Origin of the sequence: Mesorhizobium captivum, from assembly GCF_033977165.1 — a bacterium.
Taxonomy (GTDB): Bacteria; Pseudomonadota; Alphaproteobacteria; order Rhizobiales; family Rhizobiaceae; genus Mesorhizobium; species Mesorhizobium captivum.
Map to the genome: position 1 here is coordinate 138,003 of NZ_JAVIJB010000005.1, position 23,859 is coordinate 161,861.

General features: G+C 62.9%; 24 protein-coding genes. 5 read left to right on the plus strand and 19 right to left on the minus strand.

The annotated features are described in order from the left end of the window. Positions 1-53 precede the first annotated feature (53 nt). Positions 54-455 (minus strand): VanZ family protein, encoded by a 402-nt coding sequence (locus RFM40_RS07050; RefSeq protein ID WP_320225814.1) that lies wholly within the window; start codon positions 453-455, stop codon positions 54-56. A 114-nt stretch (positions 456-569) separates the two neighbouring features. Between RFM40_RS07050 and RFM40_RS07055 the strand changes: the two genes are divergently transcribed. After that, the gene (locus RFM40_RS07055; protein ID WP_320225816.1) at positions 570-737 is read left to right on the plus strand and encodes a hypothetical protein; all 168 of its coding nucleotides are present in this window, start codon (positions 570-572) and stop codon (positions 735-737) included. A gap of 23 nt (positions 738-760) precedes the next feature. On the opposite strand, the gene RFM40_RS07060 is transcribed toward RFM40_RS07055, so the two are convergent. Next, entirely contained in the window at positions 761-1,909 is a 1,149-nt protein-coding gene (locus RFM40_RS07060) for an amidohydrolase (protein ID WP_320225818.1), read from the minus strand. A 333-nt stretch (positions 1,910-2,242) separates the two neighbouring features. On the opposite strand from RFM40_RS07060, the gene RFM40_RS07065 reads away from it, so the two are divergent. Beyond that, positions 2,243-2,599, plus strand: coding sequence for an EF-hand domain-containing protein (locus RFM40_RS07065; RefSeq protein WP_320225819.1), 357 nt, complete (start codon positions 2,243-2,245; stop codon positions 2,597-2,599). 264 nt (positions 2,600-2,863) lie between these two features. Then, positions 2,864-3,841, plus strand: a complete 978-nt coding sequence (locus RFM40_RS07070) for a DMT family transporter (RefSeq protein WP_320225820.1) — start codon at positions 2,864-2,866, stop codon at positions 3,839-3,841. A 613-nt stretch (positions 3,842-4,454) separates the two neighbouring features. On the opposite strand, the gene RFM40_RS07075 is transcribed toward RFM40_RS07070, so the two are convergent. From RFM40_RS07075 to RFM40_RS07120, 10 genes are all read right to left on the minus strand, one after another. After that, positions 4,455-4,994 (minus strand): imm11 family protein, encoded by a 540-nt coding sequence (locus RFM40_RS07075; RefSeq protein ID WP_320225822.1) that lies wholly within the window; start codon positions 4,992-4,994, stop codon positions 4,455-4,457. A 549-nt stretch (positions 4,995-5,543) separates the two neighbouring features. Beyond that, a complete protein-coding gene (locus tag RFM40_RS07080) occupies positions 5,544-5,807 on the minus strand; it encodes a hypothetical protein (RefSeq protein ID WP_320225824.1) in 264 nt (87 codons plus the stop codon). Next, complete coding sequence (locus RFM40_RS07085; RefSeq protein WP_320225825.1) at positions 5,804-6,145, minus strand: hypothetical protein; 342 nt, start codon at positions 6,143-6,145, stop codon at positions 5,804-5,806. Before RFM40_RS07085 ends, RFM40_RS07080 begins: the two co-directional genes overlap by 4 nt. A gap of 899 nt (positions 6,146-7,044) precedes the next feature. Next, positions 7,045-8,127 (minus strand): ABC transporter ATP-binding protein, encoded by a 1,083-nt coding sequence (locus RFM40_RS07090; protein WP_320225826.1) that lies wholly within the window; start codon positions 8,125-8,127, stop codon positions 7,045-7,047. 79 nt (positions 8,128-8,206) lie between these two features. Continuing rightward, positions 8,207-9,349, minus strand: coding sequence for an extracellular solute-binding protein (locus tag RFM40_RS07095; RefSeq protein ID WP_126100895.1), 1,143 nt, complete (start codon positions 9,347-9,349; stop codon positions 8,207-8,209). Continuing rightward, on the minus strand, positions 9,346-10,188 hold the full coding sequence (locus tag RFM40_RS07100) for an ABC transporter permease (protein ID WP_320225827.1): 843 nt from the start codon (positions 10,186-10,188) through the stop codon (positions 9,346-9,348). Before RFM40_RS07100 ends, RFM40_RS07095 begins: the two co-directional genes overlap by 4 nt. Positions 10,189-10,204: 16 nt before the next feature. Beyond that, on the minus strand, positions 10,205-11,083 hold the full coding sequence (locus RFM40_RS07105) for an ABC transporter permease (RefSeq protein ID WP_320225829.1): 879 nt from the start codon (positions 11,081-11,083) through the stop codon (positions 10,205-10,207). Between the two features lie 221 nt (positions 11,084-11,304). Then, positions 11,305-11,745: a lipid-binding SYLF domain-containing protein gene (locus RFM40_RS07110; RefSeq protein WP_320225830.1), complete on the minus strand. Its 441-nt coding sequence runs from the start codon at positions 11,743-11,745 to the stop codon at positions 11,305-11,307. A gap of 291 nt (positions 11,746-12,036) precedes the next feature. Beyond that, positions 12,037-12,759, minus strand: a complete 723-nt coding sequence (locus tag RFM40_RS07115; RefSeq protein WP_320225831.1) for a haloacid dehalogenase type II — start codon at positions 12,757-12,759, stop codon at positions 12,037-12,039. Positions 12,760-12,792: 33 nt separating this feature from the next. Then, a complete protein-coding gene (locus tag RFM40_RS07120; RefSeq protein WP_320225832.1) occupies positions 12,793-13,728 on the minus strand; it encodes a DMT family transporter in 936 nt (311 codons plus the stop codon). A 207-nt stretch (positions 13,729-13,935) separates the two neighbouring features. On the opposite strand from RFM40_RS07120, the gene RFM40_RS07125 reads away from it, so the two are divergent. Continuing rightward, the gene (locus RFM40_RS07125; protein WP_320225891.1) at positions 13,936-14,826 is read left to right on the plus strand and encodes a LysR family transcriptional regulator; all 891 of its coding nucleotides are present in this window, start codon (positions 13,936-13,938) and stop codon (positions 14,824-14,826) included. A gap of 139 nt (positions 14,827-14,965) precedes the next feature. Here RFM40_RS07125 and RFM40_RS07130 read toward each other — a convergent pair whose 3' ends face one another. The 4 genes from RFM40_RS07130 to RFM40_RS07145 form a co-directional block, all read right to left on the minus strand. Then, positions 14,966-16,285: an HlyD family type I secretion periplasmic adaptor subunit gene (locus RFM40_RS07130; RefSeq protein ID WP_320225833.1), complete on the minus strand. Its 1,320-nt coding sequence runs from the start codon at positions 16,283-16,285 to the stop codon at positions 14,966-14,968. Between the two features lie 3 nt (positions 16,286-16,288). Further along, a complete protein-coding gene (locus tag RFM40_RS07135) occupies positions 16,289-18,079 on the minus strand; it encodes a type I secretion system permease/ATPase (protein ID WP_320225835.1) in 1,791 nt (596 codons plus the stop codon). 14 nt (positions 18,080-18,093) lie between these two features. Next, complete coding sequence (eglC, locus tag RFM40_RS07140; protein WP_320225836.1) at positions 18,094-19,521, minus strand: endo-1,3-1,4-beta-glycanase EglC; 1,428 nt, start codon at positions 19,519-19,521, stop codon at positions 18,094-18,096. A 345-nt stretch (positions 19,522-19,866) separates the two neighbouring features. Continuing rightward, positions 19,867-20,658, minus strand: a complete 792-nt coding sequence (locus tag RFM40_RS07145; RefSeq protein ID WP_320225837.1) for a pyrroline-5-carboxylate reductase family protein — start codon at positions 20,656-20,658, stop codon at positions 19,867-19,869. Positions 20,659-20,796: 138 nt separating this feature from the next. Here RFM40_RS07145 and RFM40_RS07150 point away from each other — a divergent pair, with 138 nt between their 5' ends. After that, a complete protein-coding gene (locus RFM40_RS07150) occupies positions 20,797-21,027 on the plus strand; it encodes a hypothetical protein (protein WP_126100886.1) in 231 nt (76 codons plus the stop codon). Between the two features lie 23 nt (positions 21,028-21,050). Here RFM40_RS07150 and RFM40_RS07155 read toward each other — a convergent pair whose 3' ends face one another. From RFM40_RS07155 to RFM40_RS07165, 3 genes are all read right to left on the minus strand, one after another. Beyond that, positions 21,051-21,755 carry an SDR family oxidoreductase gene (locus RFM40_RS07155; RefSeq protein ID WP_320225838.1) on the minus strand — a complete coding sequence of 235 codons (705 nt, stop codon included), beginning with the start codon at positions 21,753-21,755 and terminating at the stop codon, positions 21,051-21,053. A gap of 327 nt (positions 21,756-22,082) precedes the next feature. Continuing rightward, on the minus strand, positions 22,083-23,306 hold the full coding sequence (locus RFM40_RS07160; RefSeq protein ID WP_320225839.1) for a patatin-like phospholipase family protein: 1,224 nt from the start codon (positions 23,304-23,306) through the stop codon (positions 22,083-22,085). A gap of 147 nt (positions 23,307-23,453) precedes the next feature. Then, positions 23,454-23,747 carry a DUF1330 domain-containing protein gene (locus RFM40_RS07165; RefSeq protein WP_320225840.1) on the minus strand — a complete coding sequence of 98 codons (294 nt, stop codon included), beginning with the start codon at positions 23,745-23,747 and terminating at the stop codon, positions 23,454-23,456. Positions 23,748-23,859: the final 112 nt, after the last annotated feature.

Here is a 23,859-nt window from a genome sequence, read left to right on the forward strand (position 1 = left end):
GGCTGCCAGGGCAGGCAAGACCGCTGGCGCTGCCCGCCCTACGTCGCCGAAAGTCAATCGCTGGCGAGCCCTAAACCTTCGGGCTTGGACGACGATCGCGGTTGCCTGGATTGCGGGCGCGCGGCCCTGCTCGCGACGGCAAGGACAATTCGTCCTATGGCAATCCCCATCAAGCCGGCAGCAGCTTTGACGAGGGCATCTTGGAGGCGGGCATGTCGGCCGGGATCGATCGCCTGGAGCAGTTCCAATCCGCCGGCCACGGTGCAGACAAACAGCATTGCCTGCACCAGGCGGGCGCGGAATCCGAAGGCCAGGGCAAGGCCAAACAGGGCATAGGCCAAGGCGCGTTCCAGATTCGCGTCACCAAGATGCGGCCGCATTTGGATCGGTGAGAGCGTGGCGAATGCAATGGCCGCAAGTAGGACGAGCGCGGCAAGACGGGAGATCGAGGTCATCCCCGCTCATACAAGCGGTGAGCCGGCATAACAATACACAGGCGCGCTATGGAGCACGCGTAGAGCGCGCCGGGTGATGGCGGCAAGAGGTGTCCGCCCGACCCTCGCGCAGGCATGGATATGCTCTTTGCCTTGCTGCTGTTCGTAGCGGTCATCGCAATCATCTTTCTCGCCGGCAGATGGAACACGTCGGATGCCGACCACTATATGGGCGTCGACAATCTCCGCAGGCCCCGCAGGAGGGGAGCTCCGAACGGCGGCAAGGAAGCGAAAGAGGAGTGAGGGCCGCGCCTTTCCTTCAAACCTCATCCCAGAAGATTGCGCGCCGTGCGCATGAATATCTTCGAGCCGATCGGGATCAGGTCGTCCGGGAAGTCGTAGTCCGGATTGTGGAGCGCCGGGTAGCGCTCGCCCGCACCCAGGAAGAACATCGCCGACTTGGCGTTGTGGCCGAAGATGCCGAAATCCTCCGAGGCGCGCATCGGCAGCGCTTCCTCGCCGCGCGGCACGTCTTCCTCGTCCAGCGCGCGGTTCAGATGCTCCACCGCATCCGGCGCGTTGACGCTGGCCACGAAAATCTCGTGATAGTCGTGGCGGGCGGAAAGGCCATGCTCGGCGGCGATCTTTGCCGCAAGCGCCTCCGCGGCGGCGCAGAGATAGGTCATGCGCTCGTCGCGCCGGGTGCGCAGCGTCGCCCAGATCTCGGCATAACCGGGCGCGATGCCGAACACCGCCTCACCCATCGAGCAATAGGTGACGGTCACCATGCCGAAATCGTCGTCGGCGAAGGTGCCGCGCCCGAGCGCTGGCAACTGCGGCATCAGCTGGCTCACCGCCAGCATTGGCGACACGCCGGTTTCAGGCATGGAGGAATGCGCGGTCTTGCCCTCGAGCACGATCCGCATGCCGCGCGACGCGCAGTTGACCACGCCGGCCTTGAGCCGCACCTGGCCGAACGGCACGCCGGGCAGATTGTGCAGCGAGAAGGCGAAATCCGGCGCGATCTCGGAAAAGCGCGGATCGGCGACGACCCCGGCTGCGCCGTTGCCGGTCTCCTCCGCCGGTTGGAACATCAAAACGACACGGCCGCGAGCGGGCCTCTGGCGCCCGAGCTGGCGGCCGAGCGCGGCCAGGATCGCGGTGTGCCCGTCATGGCCGCACATATGCGACTTGCCGGGCACCTGCGAGGCATGCTCGACACCCGAAAGCTCATGGATCGGCAACGCGTCGAGCTCCGAGCGGAACAGCACCGTTGGCCCGGCCTGCCCGCTGTCGTAGACCGCCGCCACGCCGTGGCCGCCCAATCCGGTCAGCACCTTGTCCGGGCTTGTATCGGCGAGGAAGTCGACGACCTCTCGTGCCGTCTTCTCCTCCTCGTTGGATATCTCCGGCTGCTGGTGCAGCTTGCGCCGCCATGCCGTCAGTTCGACGAGGTCTCGATTGGTCAGGGTCATGGTGTTCGGCTCCGCCTGTGCTTGCAGCTCACACAAACACAATAGGGTTTTGCCCGTGCCGTGCCATGCCCGCAAATTGCAATAGTCCATGGGAACCATAGGACCAAGAGCAGGGTTTGGCTGTGCAGCCTCAGCTTGAGGCACAGTCACCGATCAAGGAAGAATCCGATGAAATTTCCACACGGAGCGACAGCAGCTGCCGCTGCTTTGATATTCGCGAGCATCCCGGCCTTGGGCCAGACGACCGGGACGCCAGAGCCCACCACGACGCAGCAGCCTGGACCCACACCGCTGCCGGAGGCCAGCGGTCAAGCCGGAGGCCCTACGCGCGACATGATCCGCCAGATGATCGACGAAGCACTTCAGGAAAAGCTGCAGGAAGATCGTGCGCCTGAAGGAGGACCTCGGCACGGCGAACGTTGGCGCCGAAATGCTGGAGGCGACCCGCGTATGAGCCACAGGATGGCTGGAAGATCCAATTGGATGGGACCTCGCACGATGCATGGCGCCAGGATGCAAATCTTGTTCGCGATAGTGGATGCCGACGGCGATGGCGCACTGTCGCAGAACGAGGTTCAGGATGCGGTCGGAAGGATAGTCAACGCTGCCGACGAGAACGGCGATGGCAGCATCGACATGGACGAGATCCAGTCGTTCATGCATGGCTCCAGCGGCGGCAAGATGCAGTAGCAGCTCTCAGATGATCGCAGCTAGAATTTGCCTGCGGCCGCTTCGCGCCGGAGACCGCAAGGCCTGGACAATGCCACCAAGCGCCAGCGGCAAGAAATCGTAGGGTAAGCAGCAACGCCGACCAAGAAACTCGGCGGGTTACTGCCCGACGTCGGAGTATTGCGCGTCGCGCCCCCTCCATCCAGAACCATATATGTGACACCCGCAGATTGAGATATATTGCGGCCCACGTTCGCGTCTGACGTTCATCGAACGGGGGATGACATGCAGGCAGTGCCGATAGCGCATCACGTAGAGCAACCTGCTCTCGCCTCGATACCTTCGCTGAGCGGCTATCCGGCCGCCGTGCTGTGCTGGCTTCTGTCGGCCGGCGTCTATATCGCGGCCAAATGGGTGGCGCCGGAAATGCCGCCCTGGGGCCTCTGCTTCTGGCGGCTGACGCTCGCCTGCGCGATCCTGCTGCCGATCGTGCACCGCCATCACAGCGCGATGATCGCGCTTCTCAAATCCCGGCCCCTGGAGATCGTCGCCGTCGGAGCGATCGGCCTGACGCTCTGCCAGGGCCTGATCTACCATGGCCTCGCGGCCACCGACGCGACCACGGCCGGCATCATCATGGCGCTGTCCCCGGTCATGACCATGGTGCTCGCGCGTTTCGTGCTTGGCGAGCCGCTCGGGCTTTGGAAATCGCTCGGCGCGCTGGCGGCGCTCGCCGGAATGCTGGTCATCGTTGCGCATGGGGATCTTGCGGCGCTGCTTCAGCTCCAGTTCAATCCCGGCGAATTGTGGATCGTCGGCAGCGCGTTCTGCTGGGCGCTCTACACGGTGCTCGTGCGCCGTTCCAAATTCGGCATCGAGCTCCTGCCGCTGGTCGTGCTGCTGTTGGGCGCCGGCGCGCTCGTCGCACTGCCTTTCCATTTGTGGGAATTGTTCAACGACGAGCGCTCCGCCTTGAATGTCCACGGCTGGCTCGCGCTCGCCTATCTGGCGGGCCCGGGCGGCGCCTTGATGTACTATCTCTACAACCGAAGCGTGGAGACGCTTGGCGCAAGCAAGGCGAGCATGCTGCTCTATCTGCAGACGCTGTTCGTCGCCATCCTCGCCTACCTGCTGCTCGGCGAGAGCCTGCATGACTACGACTTGCTCGGCGCTGCCTTCATCGTCGCCGGCATCGTGCTCGCCACGGCAACCAAGCCCAAAGCAATGCGCAATTCATCCGGTCGCGTCAGACAGGGCCGGTGAAGAGGACCTAATGCGCGTCGCGCTGAAACGGATTCAGGCGACGCGGTTAAGTCTTTGTTTTTATGCATGTCGTTTTCGCAAAACCGCTGCGCACTTTTGCGCGACATGCATTAACGGCCTCGCCCGATTGAACTCGTGCTCATTGGCGCGAAGAAGCACACCCATCTCATCGTGAGTTTGCCAACCCGATTGGTTGGCACCAAGGTCTCGCAGATATGGTATCGCTCATCCGGGGCAACCTGGACGCGCTCTCTCGGAATAAACCACTCCCCTGTTGGGGGATCGTTCCGATGGTAAGGCTGAGGCTGCTTGACGAAGTAGCCACCTCCCTCAGCCTTTCTCACGTCGTCGGCGTCGAGTGGATGGCAATCTCGGTCCCCGCAACATTTCCAATGCAGAACAGGGTCAGTCTTATCGGTGTACCAATCGTGGGCGTCTGCCGCGACGGTCGGGATAAGCCATATCAACGAAGCAATGCCCGCCTGCGAACGCTTCATAGGGAACCCCCCGCATTCGCTTATATCATATTAGTGTTTGCTAAACTACTTGGCTTTACGCGGAAACCCGAGCTGGATGGGCGCCAAACCCTCTGCTGGGCGAGCGCGGTATAGCGTCAATCTCCCATGCTTCCGCCCGATGTCCATCTCGGTCTGAACGACACCATCCGCAGCCCGGCGTCTCGAACCCGGTCGACGAACACGTCATTGACGAACACAGGCGACGCCCGCATCGGCAGCTTGAACACCTCGGCGGTTCCGATCTTGTCCGCATGGAATGCGTATCGCTCGATCGCGAGAATGTCGCCGTCGTCGAAATAGACGATCTCTGACCGCTCCCGGTCGAGCGCATCGATCATGTTGGTCACGTTGAAGAGCCAGACTTTTTCGCCGCGCAGCGGGACGAGCTCGCCATAGGGGCCCAGCGACGCCTGCAGCGCATCGACGGCCGGCTTGCGCAGGAGCGGCGCGTGCTCGCCGAGCCAGGGGAAGTCGGAATAGACGGGGGCGCCCTCCGACACGCGTTGCATGACCGGCGGCTCCCGACGGCCCAGAGGCGCTCCATCCAGGCTGAAGAAAAACTCGTAGGAGCTGTCGTCGACCGGGAGCACCCATTCCTGCCCCTCCACGACCGCGAACTCATAGATGGTCGTCATCGCTCGATGTTCCGCCGTTTTGACCGATGCATGTCGCCAAAACTGCGCACGGTTTTGGAGAACGACGCGCACAAAAACAAGAGACTTGAAGCGCGTCGCCTGAATCCGTTTCGACGCGACCGCCCTAAATAGCCCGGCCTGCTTTGGCGGATAAAATCGGCACATAGAAGCAAGCCGGGCTGTGCGCCGGCGTTGGGCTGGGGGGCGGGGGTAGCCGGCGCCGGGGCAAAGTGTTCGTTTGCCGGCGATTCGACAATTGCAACAGAGGTCTGTTGTCTCTGAGCAATGGTCCTATTGCATGTCGCCCAAAAGTGCGCAGCGGTTTGGGAGAACGACATGCATCGAAACAAAGACTAAAGCGCGTCGCCTGAACCCGGGTCTGCGCGACGCGCTTTGGTGCGGGACGGACGAATATTTCGATTGTCGTGGTCAACCGTACTGCGCAGTCGCCGCTTCCGTCCCGTGTCCAATAGGAAGTTGATCGCTTCTCCCAACAAAAAAAGGCCGTCCCGGGCGGGTGGGACGGCCTTCTCAGGGTACAGCGGAGTCTCAATAACTTGTTTTGGGCGCTGCCGTTGCGGGAGCTGCTGTCTTGGCCGCGGCCTTCGCAGCGTGCTTCTTGTGCTTCATCGGGCACTTGTGCGTCTTGGTCACTTTGCAGACCTTCTTGGCGGCGACCTTCTTCGGAGCAGCCTTCGCCGGAGCGGTGGCAGCCGGAGCAGTAGTCGTGGTAGCGGCCGCGTTGCCGAGCACCGGCATCGAGAAGGCGAGGGCAACGGCGAGGCCGAGGGCGGAAAGGAGGGACTTTTTCATGGTTTTTTCTCCTTGCTATGCAGGTCGGGTTTGGGTGTCACTGCATCCGGGTCGATCGGTGTCACGCCAAGCAGCTTCAGAGCGTTCGCAAGCATGCGGATTCCCTGTGCCTGCTTCTTGTTGGCGCAGAACCGGTTTCCCTTTCTTTGCAGTGCTTTCGCCGCGGTGACCTGCGTTGACGCGGCATGGGTTTCGAGGGCTTCGTCAACTTGGCGGCTGAGATTGGTGCAGCGCTCGGTCCGGGTGGTCGCAACCTTTGCCCCACCAGCTTCAACCGGGCCTGTGACCAGCGAAATTCCGAGCAACGCACCCATCAAGCTGATCGAGAACCTTTGCATCGCTTGTCGCCAATCCGAACAAGTGCTGCTGCACTGCAGCCGATGAAGACCCTCTCAAGCCAATTCTACGCCTGAAGGATTTCTGGAGTTTTTCTGGTGTGTTTCTGAATTGTGTCTGAGGCGCGCCGGCGGAGCACGTTTTACAACGCGCATGGGGGCCGCGTTCTCACTGGGCCATTCACCTAAATCTGCCAAGGAGTTGGCTAACGTACATATCTACCAAGCTGCTGACGCGCCAACGGTATAATCGCGCCGCCACTCTTTGCCGCCCTATAGTCGTCTCTGCATGTTCTGTTGCAATTTTGAGTAGCGTTTCCGCGACTTCCTGCGCCGACCAGCCTTTAACAACGGAGGCCTTCACCAAGGTCTGAAACGCGGGTTCAAGGGCGACCTCGCAGTTGAGGGCGCGGTCGGGGCTACCTTCGGAAAGCAGGGGCGGTTCGATCGGCGGTATCGCAGCCATGCACTCAGAAAGCTCAAACGTAGAAATCGTTCCGCCTGTCATTGGCCCTGGTGGCAGCAACCGGCGGGCATTTTCAATTCGGACACCGACATTTGATGCAACGTTCAGCGTGCCCTCTTGGTTTTGGTTCAGGAGGATTCGGCATATGAGAGAACATGTAGGAGACGGTTCCCAAGTCCGAACTGATGACAAGCAGTTGGTCGCTCTGTTGAAGGAAAAGGTAGGTATCTCGGAGGCTGAAGCCTGCAAGCTGATAAAGGAGGTCGGGCACGACCGCCATTCGCTTCTGCGAGAAGCCCGATTTCTGAAAGCGAGGCATTGATCGGTCGCGGCCGCGACGCTTGCCTCAGACTGGGCAAGCTTGCCGAGGGCCCCCGGGCGCTTGTCCGGCGGCGAACCGATCCGCGATGAAGGAGCCGCGCGGACGCAAGGCGTTCTACGAAATCCGCCGCCCGCTCACATCCAGCAAAACACATCCGCCTGGATCGAACCCGACTTCGATGGTCTCGCCCTCTCGGACGACGCGGCCGTTGATCGGGGCGTTGGCCCGCAGGCTCGTCTTGCCGCCGATGTCGATCTCGTAGATGGCGCTGCCACCGAGATAGGAGGTGGAGACGACGCGGCCGGACAGCCGGTTGGCGCCCGCCGCCACCGACAGTTTTTGCGGCCGGACCACGACGGTGACCTTGTTGCCCTTGGGCAGCGGCTTAGGCGACAGCACATTGACCGTCTGGCCGGCGGCAAGCGTGATCGCAGTCGGTCCATCGGACTTGCTGACGGTCCCGGCAAGCATATTGGCCTTGCCGAGGAAATCGGCGACGAAGGCGGTGGCAGGCCGCTCGTAGACCTCCTCCGGCGTGCCGATCTGTTCCACAGAGCCGGCATTCATCACCACGATGCGGTCCGACATGGAGAGCGCTTCTTCCTGATCGTGCGTGACGAAGATGGCGGTGATGCCGGTCGCCTTCTGGATCTTCTTGATCTCGACGCGCATTTCCTCGCGCATATTGGCATCGAGCGCCGACAGCGGCTCGTCAAGCAAAAGCACCTGCGGCTCGAAGACGATGGCTCGCGCCAGCGCGATGCGTTGCTGCTGCCCGCCCGACAATTGCGAGGGCAGCTTCTTCTCGCTGCCCGGCAGCCGCACCATGTCGAGCGCCTGGCCGACCTTGCGCGCGATCTCCGGCTTCGGCACGTTGCGGTATTTCAGGCCGAAGGCGACATTGTCGAACACGCTCTTGTGCGGGAACAGCGCGTAGCTCTGGAACACCAGCCCGATGTTGCGCTTGTAGATCGGCACGTCATCGACCCGCCGTCCGTCGATCATGATCTGGCCGCCCGAAATGTCGACCAGCCCGGCGATGGAGCGCAGGATCGTCGTCTTGCCGCAGCCCGATGGCCCGAGCAGCGTGACGAAGCTGCCCTTGCGGATCGACAGTGAGAAATCGCGCACCGCGACGAACTTGCCATAGGCGATGTCGATGTCGCGGAACTCCACCGCCGGCTGCTCCGCGCCCACGCCGGACGCGGATCCGCTCGTCGCAGCGGAGGGTGCCCCGGCCGAGGCCGGCCGGGGCTTCGATGTGGCTTCGCGGCTATCAGGCACCTTTCGCAATCCTGTCCCACTGCTTGGTCCAGGCGTCCTCGTTGGTCGCCCAATAGACCGGATCCGCGAAGGTCAGCGCCTTCATCGAGCCGGTCTTGTCGAAGGCCGGCAGCTTCTCGATCTTTTCGGTGAGCTTGACCTTTGTCGGGTCGAGCGACGGCGGATAGCTTTGGCCCTCGGCCACCGCGATCGAGGTCGCCGGATCGAGCATGAAGTTGATCAACTCCTCGCACTCGGCCATCGGCGAGCCTTTCAGGATCAGCATGTCTTCCATCCAGGCATAGGAGCCGGCCGGATCGAGATAGCCGATCGGATGGCCCTGGTCCTGCAAGGCGGCGACGCGGCCCGACCAGGCATCGGTCACCACGATCTCGCCCTTGGAGAGCAGGTCCATCAGCTCCGCGCCGGAGCTCCAGAACTTCTTGGCGAGGTCGCGCGTCTCGCGCACCTTGGCCCAGATCGTGTCCATGTCCTTGATGTTGTTGGGGTCCTGCCCGGTGGCCAGAGCCGCGTACCAGACGCGCGTGGTCATGTCGGCATAGCCGCCGACCTTGCCGGCATATTTCTTGTCGAGCAGCAGGGCAGCGCCTTTTTCCTTCGCCTCCTCCGGCGAGATCACCTTGGTGTTGTAGGCGATGCCGGTGGTGCCGTAGTCGTAAGGCACGGCCGAGAGTTTTGGCGTCAGCTTGCGGAACGGCTCGATCATCGGCTGCAGCACATTCGCCATGTTGGGAATGTTGGCTTCGTTGATCTCCGAGTTCATCCCGGCATTGATGTATTTGATGTAGTAGTTGACGCCGGACGAATGGACGATCTGGAAGTCGCCCGGCTTCGCCGTCTTGATCTTGGTGATGATCTCGTTCTCGTCGCCGAACGTGCCCTGAACCACCTTGATCTTGGTCTTGGCCGTGTAGGGCTGGAAGGCGTATTTGTCGATCGCGTCCTGCACCGTTCCGCCCCAGCCGTCGAAGCGGACCTGTTCGACCGCGGCGAGCGCACGGCTCATCCACGGCATGGAGAGGCCGGCAGAGGCCGCGGCAGCGGCAGTGAGAGAAAGGAAAGTGCGGCGGCTGAGATCGCCGTTGACGTAGCGGTCGTGCAGCCGTTCCAGCCGCTTGGTGGTGGTCAGTTTCATCGTGCTTCCTCCTTTGGTGCGCCTCGTCTTTTCAATCTGGTCAGGCTTTGCATGAGCACGCCGCCGATCAGCGGGATGCCGACGGTCACCAGGATCATGACCGTGCCGAGCGCGTTGATCTCCGGGCTGATCGAAATCTTGAGCATGGAAAGGATCTGGGTGGGCATGGTCTCGACTCCGGCCGGCCGCCAGAACAGGCTGGCCGAGGTGTTGTCGAACGAGATGGTGAAGGCAAGCAGCGCGCCCGCAACGACTGCCGGGATGAGCAGCGGCAGCGTGATGTCGCGGAAGGACGAGAACCGCGAGGCGCCGAGCGAAAGGGCGGCCTCTTCATAGACGCGCCGGATGCCGACCATGCGCGCCTGGGTGATCAGCACGACATAGGGCACCGCGAGCAGGATATGGCCGAGCACCAGCAGAAGCAGGGTCCTCGGCTGGTCGACCGCCTTGATCAGCACCAGGAGGCCGACGCCCAGAATGGTTTCCGGCACCAGCGCCGGCAGGATCACCAGCGTGCTCAGGGTCTGCTTGCCAGGGAATTCGAAGCGGACCAGAGCGAACGACGTGACGACACCGATGGCGGTGGTGGCGACCGCGGTGACCAGGGCGATCCACAGCGACGTGCGGAAGGCGGCCAGCACCGCCTCGTTGGCCATCAGCTTGCCGTACCACTGGAGCGAAAAGCCGGTCATCGGGAAGCCGCCGAACATTGAGGCGTTGAACGACAAAATGACGGTCGCCGCGATCGGCGCGAACATGAAGATATAGACGCAGAGCGTGACGAAGCCGGTGAGCCGCCAGGCCCATCTGCCTTCCTTGTTCGGCCGCCCCGCTTTCATCCAACCAACACCTTCATTATCCACCAAGTCCTTTCACGATCTGCGACATGCCCATGTAGCGGGTGTAGATGGCGGCGAAGAAACCGAGCACGACGAACAGCACGATGGAGAGCGTGGCGCCCATCGGCCAGTTCAGCTCGCTCATGATGGTGTCGTAGATCAGATTGCCGAACAGCGCGTCGCGGCCCGAGCCCAGCAGCTGCGGCGTCACATAGCTGCCGGCGGCCAGCACGAAGCAGAGCAGCAGGCCAGCCGCGAGGCCCGGCAGCGAGAGCGGCAGCGTCACCTCGCGGAACGCCTGCGCGCTCGTGCAGCCCATCGAGCGGGCCGCCGCAATCAGCGTGCGGTCGATGCTCTCCAGGCTGACATAGACGTTGAGGATCATGTAGGGCAAAAGGAAGTGCAGCAGCCCCATGATCACCGCGCCCTCGGTGTAGAGCATCGGCAGCGGCTCGCTGATGATGCCCATTTTCATGAGCGCGACGTTGATGACGCCCTGTTCGCCCAGGATGTTGATCCAGGAAAAGGTGCGGATGGTGAAGCTGATCCAGAACGGCACGATGAGTAGGAGAAGCAGCAGCCATTTGTGCTTGAAGCTGGTGGCCCAGATGAAATAGGCCGGAAAATAGCCGAGCACACCGCAGAGCAGGGCGGTGATGGTGCCGACCCTCAGCGTCTTCAACAGGAAGCCGTGATAGTAGCTGTCGGTGAGGAATTCGTGCCAGTTGGCGCTTGTCAGCACGCTCGTCTCGACGCCGGCGGTGACGAAGGTGAAGAAGGTATAGGCCGCCATCACGGCGATCGGCAGCACCAGGAAGAAGATCAAGAGCAACAGCACCGGCGCGATCAGCATCCAGGCCAGCCGTGGATCATACAAGGTCCATCGATTTTTCATGCGCACCCGAAGGTCCGCGCTTTCTTCGAAGCGCTTGGTGTTCCCGCAGTGAAGATTGTTTCATTGTCGCCGCGATGTCCACAGGCGGCGGTCCAAATTCCATTCTGCCAGACGGGTGCTCGCGATTGCGCCAAAGGCAGTGCAGGGGAGCCGGGCAGACCATGCCGCCAGCGGCTCACCTGGCAAATCGCGTTCATCGATGACGAACGCAGCGGCGGCCCTTACCTCAGGCCGATGCTCATGCCGCTGAGATCGGCGTTGACCTGCAGGCCGACCTGCCTGCCGGTGAGTTCGAGCCGGGCGCCCTTGTCGTTGGTCATGACGATTACCTGCGCCCCTCGGCCGAGCGCGCCACCACCGCCGGCCGCGCCGTACACCCCCGTCACATCCCGGGCGCGGCGAATATTGCGCACCTTACCCTGGAAATAGGTCTTGGAGGCCCCGAAGGCGAGGCCGCCCGAGATGCCGCCGATCGAGATCGGATAGCGGCGACCATGGAAGGTCAGCGTGCCCTCGCCGCCGGAGCCACCGATAAAGAAGGCCGCCTTGTAGACGGAAAAGCGGATCGAACCGCTGTCGGCGTGTGCTGCGCTGGCAAAGCTGACGCCCGCGGCCGCGATGACGGCAACCGCGGCTGAACGGAACCTGGACGAAATCTTCATGATGGAGAACTCCTCAAAGATCGCCGCTTGCCCAACCGGCCGGGCAGGTCAGCGTCGCATCAAAGCTATAGCTGAACAGTCTCGCACGCCTTTAGTTCCAAGGCTCGCGGACTGAATCCGGCCGCGAGAAGACCGCAACGAAACGAGGCCGATGGCGAACGTGGTCCTTGGCTTTGAGAACGGTGGCCCGCAGCTTGTCGCCGCGCCCACCGCTCCGTGAACGCCCGCGCCAAGAATCCAACATTGCCCGGGCGACGTACTGGAAGAAAGTCCGGTTCAACGGCTCGGCTGTCAGCCACGCAATTCTTGCGCATGCGCCTTCGCGAAGTCGGCCATGCTGTCGAAGCGGAAATCGACCTTTGGCATGTCAACGGGGTGCATCGTGGCGCCAAAACCCTGGTCGGCGTGCCGACGATAGATCCAGCACGATTTGAGACCCAGGCGGCTGGCCGGAACGTGATCATGGAACATGCTTTCGGCCGTGTGCAGGATCTGTCCCTTCGCGACGCCGATGGTTCCGAGCTTTTCGAGCATATAGTCGAAGTTGCGTTCGGAAGGCTTGTAGGAGCCGATATCCTCCGCCGTGTATATCGCGTCGAAATCGACGCCGAGCTTCTTGTTGCTGAACGAAACGCTCTTATTGTCGACGTTGGAGAGGATGATCAGCTTGTAGTGCTGCTTGAGATACTGCAAGGCCTTCGCGGAGTCGGCAAAGGCCGGCCAGTCCTTCACGCTTTCGCCGTAGGCGGTGCACTCCTCTCGAGTGACGACGACGCCCCATTCCTCGGCAAGCCGCTTGTAGACGATCGCCAGAAGGTCGCGGTAGCGCCTTTCCGGTGTCCATTTCTGCTGACTGGACTCGTGCCGGGCGTGCGCCTCCAGTATCTCGTTGCGGCTCAAATGACGACCGGTCCGCTCGGTCAGTGGCTTCATGCCGTCGATCATGCCGGACTCCCAATCAATCAGCGTGCCGTAGCAGTCGAAAGTCAGGGCCTTGAAATCTGTCAGCTTCATAGGATTACCCTCCTTGTTGTTGATGGTGAGCGATTATCCGACAGGCTGCTCGCATGAGCCCAAACGCGCCGTCCTTCGATGCAGCGCGCCCCTCGATGACGTCAGCCAGACACCGAACAGCGTCATCGCCAGGCCGAGGAACATCGCCGTCGACAGCGGCTCGCCGAAGATCAGCCACGCCCAAAGCATCGTCATTGGCGGACTGAGATAGACAGCGCTGCTGACCTGCGCGGCGCTGTAGCGGCGCAGGCTCATGTAATAGACGCCGTAGCAGAAGAAGGTCGAAAACAGCACCAGCCACGCCATGCCGAACTCGAAACGGGTGTCGAGAGGCGGCATCAGCCCGCCATTCCATCCGGAACAGGCGGCGAAAAGGACAGAGGCGGTCAGGCATTGAATGCAGAGACTCTGATGGATCGGCATGTTGATCGTCCCCAGCCGCTTCTGCACCACTGTTGCCAGCGCCAAAACCATCATGGAAGCGACCGTCAGGACATATGCCCAGACCGGGGCCGTCCCCAGCGTCAGGCTGTCCAGCGAGACGATGAGCACGCCGGTCACTCCGAGAGCCGTTCCGATCCATTGTCTCCCGCTCAACCGCTGACCCAGAACCGGCTGCGACAAGGCTGCGATGGCGAGAGGGACGAGATCGGAAATGAGTGCGACGAGGCCGGTCGGCACGCGCTGGCCGATGGCTAAAGCGAACCCGCCCAGATAGAGGAACATCGTCGCCACGCCGAACATCATCTGCTGAATCAAGGCGCGCGCGCCGATGCGCGGGCCGATCAGGAGAGCAAATGGCAGAAGGATCAATCCGGACAACAAGGTTCGCCAGAACAGGACCAGCATGACATCGGCGTTCTCACTGGCGTAGCGGATGCCGACGAAGCCGGAGCTCCAGCTTACGACCAGGGCTGCCGCAACGATCGGCCATATGAGGGGATGGGTCTGGTTCTGCGGGAGCGTCATGGCTGTCTTTTTCAGGCGGGTCCATGTTCCGGAAGCGGACCACGGGCAATGTTCGGCGCAGACTTATGTCGACACACAGGCGCCGTTGCACATGACAAATTTCGATGCACCCATGAAATAGCCACGAAAGATGGCATATCATTTTGCCTGAATGTCGGTTCTGTGTCAGAAGCTGGCGCGTTGCTTTCGTTTCGAACGAGGATTGTCATGGCTGGAGTTATGAGCCGCCGCCTGGATGTCGATGCCTTGCGGGCGCTGGTCGCGATCGAGAAGCATGGCGGTGTCACGCGCGCGGCCGAGGTGCTCGGCCTGTCGCAATCGGCTGTCAGCCACAAGATGAGGAGACTGGAAGCGAGCCTCGACTGCGAGATCCTCAGCCGGAAGGCAAATGCGCCGATGTTCACCACGGCCGGGCACGATCTCCTGGGTTATGCGCGGCGCATCCTGGGAATCCATGACGAAGCGATCCTGAGCCTCTCGAAAAGCACGCTGCAAGGCAAGATCGCGCTGGGAATGACCGAGGATACGACCTGCACGGACCTCTCACGCATTCTTGGCCGGTTTCGTCGGCTCTATCCCGAGGTGAGCGTCCGTACGCAAGTGCGCATGAGCCTCGTCTTGCAGGAGCAGCTCAGCCAGGGAGCCCTCGATGCGGCAATCGTGCAAGTGTTCCAGCACGAGGTCCGCCCCGCCGACATCGTGCTGTACCGCGAAACGCTGCACTGGGTGAAGTCTCCGGACCTGGTCCTGTCGAAGGAAAAGCCAATCCCGTTCCTTTCCTTTGATGAGGACTGTTTCTATCGGCGCTGGGGCCTCGATCTTGGGCAGGACGAAGGGACGGTGTTCGAGATCGTGTTCGAATGCTCGAGCGCTGCCGGAATCATCGCAGGCGTGACCTCTGGGCTCGGCGTCGCGCTCTTGAGCCAGCGGCACCTGCAGCCCGGTATGGAGATCGTCGACAGGGACTTCCCCAAGCCTCCGGACCTGGCCTATGTGGTCAGGCGCACGCGCAACTCTCGAAATCCCGCGCTGGAGACTTTGGTCAGGGAAATCGAAGCCGAAGTAAAACGTTACGGAGCGCTTCAAATCGCCGTCTGAGCGCGTCACGTTGCTGCTGGGGAGAGGAAGGCTGCGGACCGCCCGCAGCTCCGATAAAACTGCGATATCGGATTTGGCGCATAAAGTAGATTTATCGGAAGTAGACCATAAAACGGACTTATGTGAATTGGCGCACAAGCTACCTTTCCGCGAACGCCCGAGCGAAGGAATCCATCATCGGTCGGGCGAGATATTCGAAGAAGGTCCGGTCGCCGGTGCTGATGAAGGCCTCGACCGGCGTTCCGGGGTAAAGCTGCTCGGCCTTCACGCCGGGCGGCAGGGCGTCGGCGATCTTCAGCTTGGCGCGGAAATAGGGTTCGTGGGAGGTCGCGTCGATCAGCCGATCGGCGGAAATCTCGCTCACGGTGGCCGACACCTCGGGCGTCAGGCGCATGTTGAGCGCGGACAGCCTGAGTTTCGCCGGCTGGCCGACGCGCACTTGGTCGACGTCCTTCGGCCGCAGTTTCGCATCGACGTTGAGACCGGATGCGGTGGGCAGGATCTCCATGATCTTTTCGCCGGGAGCGATCACGCTGCCTTTCGAATTATAGGTCGAGGACACCACGATGCCTGCCGCCGGCGCCTTGATCGTCGTGCGCTGAAGCACCGCCTCGGCCGCCCTGATCTGCTCCTCGATGTCGGCGAGATTGGTGCGGACCTCGTCGAGTTTGGCCAGCGCTTCCTCGACGCGTTGCGTGGTCAGGCGCTCGACCTGCACCTGGGCTTCGACGATCTGGCTGTTGGCGGCGGCAAGGTTTGCTTCCAGCGCGCCGGCCTGGCCGACGAGATCGGCCTCTGAGCGCAGAAGCTGCGAATATTCGGTGCGGTTGGTGAGGCCCTTGTCCAAGAGGCCGGTCTTGATGCCGAGCTCCTTCTTCACCACCTCGGACTGCTGTTCGATGGCGAGCTTCTGCGCGTTCAAGCCCACGACCGACTCGCGATGCATGGCGACGCGCTGCGCCATGATCGATTGCTCCGACCGGAAGCGGGCGAGCTTGGCGTCGAACTCCTTCTGCTGTTCGCGAAGTAGGTTCTGGAATTCCTGCTGGAACGGCGCGGGTGCCGGCTCGGTGATCGGCGCCAGCCTGCCCAGCCCGTCGCGTTCGGCCTCCAGCCGCGCGGCGCTTGCCTTGAGCGCGATCGACTGCCGGGTCAGCCGGTTGAGGTCGGCCTGCGCGGCCGTCCGGTCGAGGAGGATGAGATCCTGGCCCTGCCGCACGCGGTTGCCTTCGTGGACGAGCAGTTGCTGGATGATGCCGCCCTCGGGCTGCTGGATGAGGATGTTTCCGCCGGTCGCGGAGATCGTGCCTTGCGTGATCACTGCGCCGGATAGCGGCGCGCTCATCGCCCAATAGCCGAAGCAACCCACGAAGATTGCGATTGCCGCATATCCAGCCAATGCCACGCGCCGGAAGTTGGTGCGTGGCTGTCCATCCCAGGCGAGGCTCTCCACCGTCATCGTCTACGACCCGAAGCGGATGCCGTGGGCGCGGATCGTCGGCGCGAACGAGCCGGTCACCACCGTGCCCTGCTGTGCTGGGACACCCTTGCCGGCAACTGGCTGCCTGAGCACCTCGCCGCTCGGACCGAAGGCCTCGATCACGCCGCCGCGCAAGAGCATCACGCGGTCGCAGGCGGCGGCGATCGAAGGGCGATGCGTGATGACGATCGTCGTGACGCCCGCCGCCCGCGCGGCGGCAAGCACCACCTCGAGCGCCGCTTCGCCGCTGCCGTCGAGATGCGTGCCGGGCTCGTCGAGCACCAGGATGCGCGGATTGCCGTAGAAGGCGCGCGCCAGCCCGATCCTTTGGCGCTCGCCGCCCGACAGCGTCCTGTCCGAAGGGCCGACCCTGGTCTGGTAGCCGTCGCTCAGCGCCAGGATCAGCTCATGCGCCTCGGCGCGCCCGGCGGCCTCGATGATCGCGGCATCCTCCGCGTGCGCGTCGAAGCGGGCAACATTTTGCGCGATCGATCCGGGAAAGAGCTCCACTTCCTGCGCCAGGTAGCCGATCTTTCTTCCGAGCTGGTTTTCGTCCCAGGTCCTGAGGTCGGCGCCGTCGATCCTGACCGCGCCGCCGGTCGGCCGGGCAGCACCGACAAGCAGCCGCGCCAGCGTGGATTTGCCGGCGCCGCTCGGCCCGACGATCGCCACCGCCTCGCCGGCGCCGATCTGAAAATTCAGCCGCTTGAGGATGGGTTCGGTGCCGGGCTGGGCATTCGGCGCCATGAAGAAAACGTCCTGCACGGAAATCGCGCCGGACGGATCGGGCAAGGTCAGTTTCCGCGCTTGCGCCGGATGCGCCGCTAGCGCCGTCTCCAGCCGCTTCCAGGCCCGCCGGGCGTCGACGATCTGCCGCCAGGAGCCGATCAGCTGATCGAGCGGCTGCAGCGCGCGCGACGACACCAGCGAGGATGCGAAGATCATGCCTGCCGTCATCTGGCCTTGCAGCACCAGCCATGCACCGGCGCCGAGGATCGCGAGCTGCAGCACCATGCGCAGCGCCCGCGAGGTGCCGCTGAAGATCGCGTTGGCACCTGCGGAGCGGTCATGCTGGACGAGCGCATCGGCGACATGGCGTCCCCAGACCCGCGCGGCGTTCTCGACCATGCCCATGGCGCGCAGCGTTTCGGCATTGCGGGCAAAGACCTGTTCGGCTTGGGCAGCAAGGGCCGAGCGTTCCGCGGACAAGGCATCGTTCCTGCCGATGGCGACCTGGTTCGCCACGACCAGGAGAACGAGGAGTACCGTGCCGGCGAGCGTCACCCAGAACAGCACCGGATGGATGAGGTAGAGCAGAGCGAGGAAGACGGGTGCGAAGGGCAGGTCGAACAGCACCGCCACGCCGCGCGACCGGATGAAGGCACAGACCGAGGCGAGGTCGCGCAACGGCGACAGGCCGCCGGCACGTTTGGCGCCAAGCGATGCGGCGCCAAGCGATGCAGCGAATGTCGTCCCTCCCAGCTTCCTGTCGACGGTCGCCGCGACGCGCTGCATGTAGACGGCCCGCACCGCGTCGAGGAAGCCGAGGAATGCGAGCGCCATCACCGCGATGGCCGAGAGGTAGAGCAGCGTCTCGACGCTGGAGGAGGGCAGGACGCGGTCATAGACCTGTAGCAGATAGAGCGGGATCACCAGGAGCAGGATGTTGATCAGCAGCGAGAAGACGCCGACATCGGCGATGGCGCGCAGGAACACTGGCCGCAGGCTCGACTGCCCGGTGCGTTTCCCTGGCGGATCGTTCTCCCGGAACATGGCGCGCCGGCGGCCTAGGTCGTATGCTCGCCCGTGATGTTCAAATTGCTCTGCTGCAGATCGTCCAGCGTATAGGCGTGGATGTAGTCGATCTTCATCTGAGCCGGCGTCGCGAGATGGTCCGGCGGCGCGCCGGCTTGACCGCCGATCGCGAGATCGACGAGCATGTACATGGGCTTGTTCATGTCCGACGGCGTCGCCGCTTCCGCGACCTGCACGCCGTCATAGGTCCAGATAAGCTTGTCCGGCGTCCACAGCAGGCCATAGGTATGGAAGCCGTCTGTGTCCGAAACATTCACCGTTGACCCGACCTTGGTGTGGGTTCCCGTCTCATTGGTGTGCGCGGTCATCAGAAGCTGGTTCGGGTTCTGTCCGTACATTTCCACGACGTCCAACTCCGGCGGCCATGAGCCGTCTTCCGGTAGCAGCCAGAAGGCCGGCCAGGCGCCGGCGTTTTCAGGCAGGTCGGCCCGCATTTCGAAATAGCCGTAGGTCTGCGAGAAGGTGTCATGCGTTGTGAGCAAGCCGGACGTGTATTCATAGTTGTTGATCAGCGGCTTGATGTCCGCCGGCGCCTGTGCCGCGGTGATGGTCAGCACGCCGTTGCTGTCGACGCTGAACGGGTGGACGGAGCTCGTCGGGCCGTAATTGGCGTCGATATACCACTGCAGCTCGTTGTTCTGCGTCAACGTGCTGCCGTTCGGCGCGCCCCACCAGAAATTGGTGTCCCACGTGCCGCTCTGCCCGTTGTGGAGGCTCAGCGTGTTGAAGTCGTCGGAGAAGGACAGCGTCATGCCCGACTTGTCGATCGGCAGCTCGAACTGGCTGGCCTGCGTCTTGTCCGCGGTGGTGTTGTTGAACACCAGCACCTCGTCGGATCCGAGGTTGAGCAAGAGGTTCGACCCGGCTTGCACCATATGCGCCTTGACGTCCGCGAAGGACATGAAGTCGTAGCCGTTGAGGCGCACCGTGTCGTCCGCGCCGAAATCGGTGATCAGGTCGCTGCCATGGCCCTTGGTGATGATGAACGTGTCGGCGCCGCCGCCGCCGATCAGCACGTCGTTGCCGAGGCCCCCGTCAAACGTCTGGCTGCTGGTGCCGCCCTTGATGATGTTGTCGAGCGAATTGCCGAACGCGTAGTGATTGGCGCCGGTGACGACGAGGTTCTCGAAATTGGCGGGGAGCTTGTAACTCATCCAGGTGTCGATCGTGTCGATGCCCTCGCCGGGCAGCTCGACCGCCCGGTTGATCGCCGAATAGAGATGGTAATAGTCGTCGCCCGCGCCGCCATACATGGTGACGTTGACGCTGGTGTCGCCCCAGAAGGAATCGTTGCCGGAGGTGCCATGCATTTCCGGCCCGGCCCCGCTAGCGGAGAACCAGTGGGTGGATGTGCCGGTATAGGGAAGAGGGACACCCTTGGCGTTGATGACGGTGGCCATAGGACAGTCCTCCTTGCGATGCACGGTGCTAGAATCGATCGATGCGAGTTCAACCGGTCGATGCCGGATCAACTTCTAATTCAGGTTATCGTTCCAAGGAATTGTCCTATAGTACAGAGAAAAATTATATTTCAGCGATCAATTCTTTAAGACAGATAGAATAAGGGATTTCTAATACAATTTAAACGCGAGGCTCGGTAAATTTTATTCAATATTGCAAGAACTTCTGCCAAAAGATTGAGCAGATCGACGCGGATGAATGCATTTATTGCGGCTCAGCCGTCTGATCTGAGAGACGGTTCGGAAACAGCGGATGGATGGATGGCGTGATGGGCGGTCGTCCGCTCACGCCTTGCCCATCGCGATCGACTTCAGGAATGCCGCCGCCAGTCCCTTCGCCACCGCCTCGTCGAAGCCTGCTTCGCGCATCGTCTCGATCGCGGCCGCTGTCGTGCCGCGATAGCGGAGGAAGGCCGCCACCGTGTCGGCAGGTGAAGCGTCGTTGAGCTCCAGCAGCCGGCCGGTACCGGTGAGCACAGTGTTGACGGCGCGCCGCGCGACCTCCGGCGAGAGGCCGAAGGCAACGGCGTCGCGCATCATCGCCTCTGCCAAGAGGGCAGGGAAGGCGGGGCCCGAACCCGTCAGGCCGGTGAGATAGTCGATGTCGCGCTCGCTGCCGACTTCGTCCTGCACCCCACAGGCGTCGAAGATCGCGCGCACCGCTATGCGGTCCAACTCGGTGGCGTCGCTGCTCGCGATCCACGGCGTGTAGGATTTGCCGACCTCGGCCGCCGCGTTGGGCAGCGTGCGCACGACGCGGCGCGTGCAGTGCTTCTCGCCGATCTCGGCGATACGGATGCCGGCCATCACCGAGATGACCAGCTTGCCTTTGGCGTCCAGCTCGAGCGACGGCCAGTCCTGCGGCCGCACCGAAAGCATGATGATGTCCGAGCGGTCGGCGAGCAACTGGTTGTCGTCGGTCCAGAACGATGCCGGAAAACGGTCAGGCCTGGCGCTCCGGTAGGACAGCGCAAGGTCTTGCGCCCGCACCGCGCCGGCCGCGAGCGCGGCACCCGCGATGGCGCCACCCAGCCAGCCCGCGCCGCCGACAATGCCGAGCCTGAATGAAGCGTTCATTTTTGCCTCCGTTGCAGGGACGCACGGTAGTCGTCGGGCAAACAATTTGACAGCGAAAGCGCGCGGCGGCCCGTGCCGCGACCGACGCCTTACCCAAGGTAAGCAAAATTTCACCAAGCGCTGTTAGAAGCCGCTCCCATGGATCGCAACAAGAACAACGACATCTTTGTCCTGATGGCAGCCCTCGCCGCCATGGCGATCTACAACATTGCCTGCGGCATCAAGACAGGCGAAGTCCGGGGCAGTTCGCATTGGGTCGCCCTGGCAGACGATCCGACGCGATTTTGGAACATCGTGGTCGGCAATTCGATTGTCCTGGTGGCTTCGATAGCCTTTCTATGGGTGCTCAATTCCCGCAGACCCGGATGACTTGAGGCGACGCCGGCTTTAACTCACACAGCCCGCGTGATGCCGCCGTCGACGCGGATGTTCTGGCCGGTGATATAGGCCCCGCCATCCGATGCGAGGAAGGCGATCGTCGCGGCGATCTCTTCCGATGTGCCATAGCGCTGCATGGGCACGCTGCCACGCCGTTCTTCGATCGCGGGCAGGCTGTCGATCCAGCCCGGCAACACATTGTTCATGCGAATGTTGTCAGCCGCGTAAGTGTCCGCAAAGATCTTGGTGTAGGCGGCAAGCCCGGCGCGCGCCACGGCGGAAGTCGGGAACATCGCGCTCGGCTCGAACGCCCAGGCGGTCGAGATGTTGATGATCGCGCCCGACTTTTGTTTTTGCATCACCGGCGTTACCAGCCGGGTTGGGCGCACGACGTTCAGGAAATAGGTGTCGATGCCCTTGTGCCAGTCCTCGTCGCTGATCTCGATGATCTGCGCCCGCGGGCCGTGGCCGGCGCTGTTGACCAGCACGTCGATGCGACCCCAGAGTTCCAGCGCGCCGTCGGTCAAGCGCTTCAGGTCATCGTTCGACTGGTTGGAGCCGGTGACGCCGAAGCCGCCGAGTTCGTTGCCCAGCGCCTCGCCCTTGCCGGAGGAGGAGAGCACGCCGACCCTGAAACCGTCCGCCGCCAGCCGCTTCGCCGCCGCCGCGCCCATGCCGCTGCCGCCCGCCGTCACCAGAGCTACTTTTTCGCCTGTCATGTCGCTGTCCATCCTGGCTGTTGGGGTTGAAGGCGTCTCTGTTAACACAGGGGGATGCCAGCACGAACCCGTTTGGATCGTGCCACGCCAATGGCGATTGGCGAAAGCGGCGGAACTGCCGATCTCCCCCCTTGCGGGGGAGATGGTCGGCAGACTAGAGGGGGGTGCTGTCCCGCCGGCGTCTCGGCACTTAGGTTCCTCGCCCCCGCAAGGCGGGGAGAGGTGGCCGGAAGCGGACGGTGAGGGGGCCTTTCGTAGGGCGCTCCCCCTCTCCGTCTCGGCTTCGCCGAGCCACCTCTCCCCCACTTTGTGGGGGCGAGGAAAGGCTCAAACCTTGAACGCACCCATCAGTGTCTTCGACACCGCCGCGCAGCGCCCCGGCTTCACCGCGCCCGCCTGCAGCGGCACGTCCCTGCCGGCCGGCACTGTCGGCTCGTACCAGGCGCGCAGAGCCTGGTCGCTGGCGCAGTAACCCCAGTTGACGAGGTCGACCGTTTCCTTGGCTCCCAGGAAATGCAGCGAGGTGCCGATATCGGCGGGCGCGGTGGCGGCGCTCTGCACGAAGGTCGGCTCGGTGGCGTCCGGCTTGGTGGCGATCGACCAGTAGACACCACGGGTGGCGGCATAGTCGGGGCGGGGCGCGTCATTGGGCAGGTGCTCGGCATCCTTGGCCGCCTGGAAGCGGGCGACGAGATCGCGCCGCCTGAGCGACCGCACCTGGTTGTCGGTGGTGTCGAGCACCCGCCTCAACTGCGAGAACCAGTTCCAGTAGCCGGAGCTGGACGCCCGCCAGGGCGCGCTGGCATCGCTGACCAAGAGCCAGCGGCAGCGCTTCAGCGCCGGCTCGATGCCGTGATTGTCGTAGACGCCGCCATCGGTGAGCACGGCGCGGCCGGCCGGCACCGGTGGACCGACGCTCGCATCGAGCTTGTCGTTCTTCCATTCGAAGGACCTAAGGTCGAGCCTAAGCGGGGAGAGGAATGGCGGGAAGGCCGAGGACGCAGCGATCGCCGCGGCAACTGGCAGGTCGGCACGGTAGGCGACGCCGATCCGGTAATCGGCAATGTAGCGGTTGGACATGCGAAACAGCGAGCCGGTGCTGAGATTGCTGGAGCAGAAGACGAACCAGGGCCGCCTGGTCAGGCCCCTCAGCATCGGCCTCGATCCGTCGAACAGATGCCGCTCGTAGCAGGCCGCGACTTCACGCGCCGCGCTCGAAAACGGGTTGAAGACGCCCTTGAGGATCGAGGGCACGTCGAGGAAGACCTGCGAGAAAGCCAGGATCCGCTCCAGGTACAGCTCGCGGAAACTGACGGCGACGCCGTTGACGAAGCTGAGGCGCGGCCACACCACGGCAAGCAGCCCGGCGGCGATCGAGCCGCCCGAGACCGAACTTACCATGTCGATTTTCGAAAGCAGGCCGGCCTCGTTCAGCCGGCAGAGCGCGCCGGCATGGAACAGCATGGCGCGGTAGCCGCCGCCCGATAGGCAAAGACCGAGATCGTAACGCTCGACCTTGTCGTCATCCAGCGACGATGCCTGCAACTCCATCACGGCCCCTCAGCTCCCGGCGCATTCGAGCGCGGCTTCGCTCAATCCAGCCCAGCGCGGCTATTCTGGCAAGCGGTGGAAACGCGGAAGCCCATGGCGCCCCTCTCGGCGCGCCCCCGAGCTCCACACCGGCGACTATTCCGTCTCTTACCCGAGGTCCCCTTCGAAGATGACGAGCACGCGTTTTGACGCTTGCTGCGCAAACCGCATCGCTTCGCCGTAGGCCGGGTCGCTGTAGCAGGCTTTGGCGATCGCCAATGAAGGGAATTCGACAATGATCAACCGATGGGCATCGCGCGCTTCCATCAGCAAGGGCGGTTCTTTCGATGGGTTGATGCGCGCCTGATATTTTTCGCCGATCGGCTTCCACAACCGGCTATATTCGGCCTGCGCTTCCTGGTCCGAAATCTCGGTCCCGATGATTAGCCAATATCCCTTCACGTATTTGCTCCCGCTGCTGATTGGTGGCCGTACGGAGAGCTAGGTCAGCGACCAGGCACCTGTCCAGATCCAAGCGCTGTAATGCCTTGATCGGCCTGTCTGGTGGGATCCG